General features: G+C 59.2%; 2 protein-coding genes. One reads left to right on the forward strand and one right to left on the reverse strand.

Features of this window, described 5'->3' with window-relative positions:
- A partial coding sequence (locus F618_RS0114555; protein ID WP_019569010.1) for a DUF2254 family protein occupies window positions 1-814 on the forward strand: 814 nt, incomplete at its 5' end.
- 158 nt (window positions 815-972) lie between these two features.
- Here the strand turns inward: F618_RS0114555 and F618_RS0114560 are convergent.
- Window positions 973-1,485 (reverse strand): PRC-barrel domain-containing protein, encoded by a 513-nt coding sequence (locus tag F618_RS0114560; RefSeq protein WP_019627355.1) that lies wholly within the window; start codon window positions 1,483-1,485, stop codon window positions 973-975.
- Between the last annotated feature and the right edge of the window lie 634 nt (window positions 1,486-2,119).

The following is a 2,119-nucleotide window of genomic DNA, read 5'->3' on the forward strand; positions in this document are numbered from 1 at the left end:
CGTAAACCGACTCTTGCGCATCTCGGCCTCCTTTGGCTCTAGTGTGCCCGGAGACCTCCAGTTTTCAATGGACCGAATTTACGGGAAGGCGACAGATCGGCGTCGTCATGCGCCCACGCTGGGCGCTTTGGCAGGCCCCATGAATCCGACCAGGGACCTTGGGGCCCCGGTCTTCTCGCCAACGGTTGGTTATGTCCAGCATATTGATCTGGAGACGTTGCAGTCGGTCGCTGAAGATGCCAACTGCCGCGTTTTGGTGACGGCTCTGCCGGGTACGTTCGTCAGCGCGCGCCGTCCTCTTCTTCGCATTGAAGGGTGCGAGGCGTTCGACCCGGAGGCCTTTGCTGTCGCCTTCAAGATTTGTCCCAACCGTGCGTTTGATGATGACCCGCGGTTCGCGCTTGTCGCCTTGTCGGAGATCGCCGACAAGGCGCTGTCGCCTGGCACCAATGATCCGGGGACCGCGATCAATGTAATCGGCTCAATGGTCCGACTGTTTACACTTTGGGTGTCACCGCTGGAGAAGGACCGGGTGGCGGAAATCACCTATGACCGGGTATTCGTGCCGAGCTTGGAGATCGACGACTTGTTCGACGACGCATTTACGGCTCTGGCTCGTGACGGTGCCGGTTTCGTGGAAGTTGCGATCCGACTGCAGAAGGCTTTTCGTGCGTTGGCCGAGACCGATGACCCGGCGATGGTCGCGGCCGCCAATAGGCATTCACGCATGGCACTGGCCCGTTCCGAACAGGCCATGTCATTGCAGGACGATATCGAGGCAGTACGCAGGGCAGCAGCATTTTCGGCCGTGTAGTACAGGACGAGTAGAACGCGGCCGGGCGGAAATCGATAGGGCGAACACTATCGCGTGGAGGTATGCGGTACTGGAGGTGTGGAGTCCAGGCATAAAAAAGGCAGGGGCTTTCGCCCCTGCCGTCTAGTTATCCCACCAGATCCGGGTTGTGCTTGCGATCAATCGCGGCGTTCGAACTCCGGCGCAGAGCGCAGCTCTTCACGGGTAACGTCGACGCGAAGTTCCCGATCATCCGCAGTGCCGGAGGTGGTCACGTGACCCCAGCCAATGGCGACGTCTTTCTCGCCCATGCCCAGGAATCCGCCAACACCGATCACAATAGCGACGATCTGGCCGTTCTCGTCAATGATCAGGTCATCGACCGAACCGAGATCTTCATCGCTCGTGGTTTTAACATCAGTGCCGATCAGCTCGCTCGCGTGCATGCTGTTGGCCGGTGAAGAGTCCATATAGCCGCGGCTCTGCATGCGGGCCTCGTCGCGGGTGGCACGGTAATCTTCTGCACTTTTCGAGTCAGACTGCCCGGCGCGCTGGCCCTGTTCACTCTGGGTGCTCTGCGCGTCGCGCTCAACGTCCCGCTCATCGTACTGCTGTGCAAGCACAGAACCTGCGCCGAGGGTGATGGCTGGGGTGACCAAAGCGTAAAAGGCAAATGAATGTAGCTTGTTCATGTGAATCTCCTTCGAAACGGATATCCCGGCTTGGAAAAATGTCCGTTTTAACGGCTTCATCAAAACCTGTCCTTCCTAGCGACATTGCCGGGAAGGGACTGAATCGCCACGTTGCAGCGGATTCAGGATGAGGGTTCAAAATAGGCTCAGGGCGTTAACGGGTCTGTTCGCTGGCACACTGACGGGGGCCGTTCGCGTTCTTTGTGATCGCTGAGTGTTGAAAATGTGAAGGGATTGGCGGTTCCAAAAAAGCGATGAGTCAAGGTGCCCCGGCGTGGCGGGTCGGACGACAGGACCTGGACGTACCCGGGAGGGAGGAGGGGGCGTGAAGCACCATGGAGATGGCGCTTGCGGATTGAGTATTCGAGCGTCGGGAGCCGGTGGTGAGGTGGACCGGGGGCTTTGGCAACAGGTGGGGTGCGTGCGCCAATCCCGAGGGCGTATGCGCGCGGGGTGCATGAAGGCCGGGCGAAGGGCGCCACCGGGGTGGGTTGCGAATGCGCGCATGTCGCGAGCGACGAGCGCTCGCGAAGTGTTTCCCTAGTGTCCTTTAACAAAAGTTCGTATTTTTATCGAGGCGATCGGTTAGACGGGCGATCGACGCGATAATTTGATCGGCTGTTTTGCGCCAGAT

The sequence above is a fragment of the Thioalkalivibrio sp. ALMg13-2 genome, from assembly GCF_000381185.1.
In the GTDB taxonomy this organism is placed as follows: domain Bacteria; phylum Pseudomonadota; class Gammaproteobacteria; order Ectothiorhodospirales; family Ectothiorhodospiraceae; genus Thioalkalivibrio; species Thioalkalivibrio versutus.

Coding starts and splice junctions, on each gene's coding strand:
- F618_RS0114560 (WP_019627355.1), bottom strand. CDS start 1,485: ATGAACAAGCTACATTCATTTGCCTTTTACGCTTTGGTCACCCCAGCC.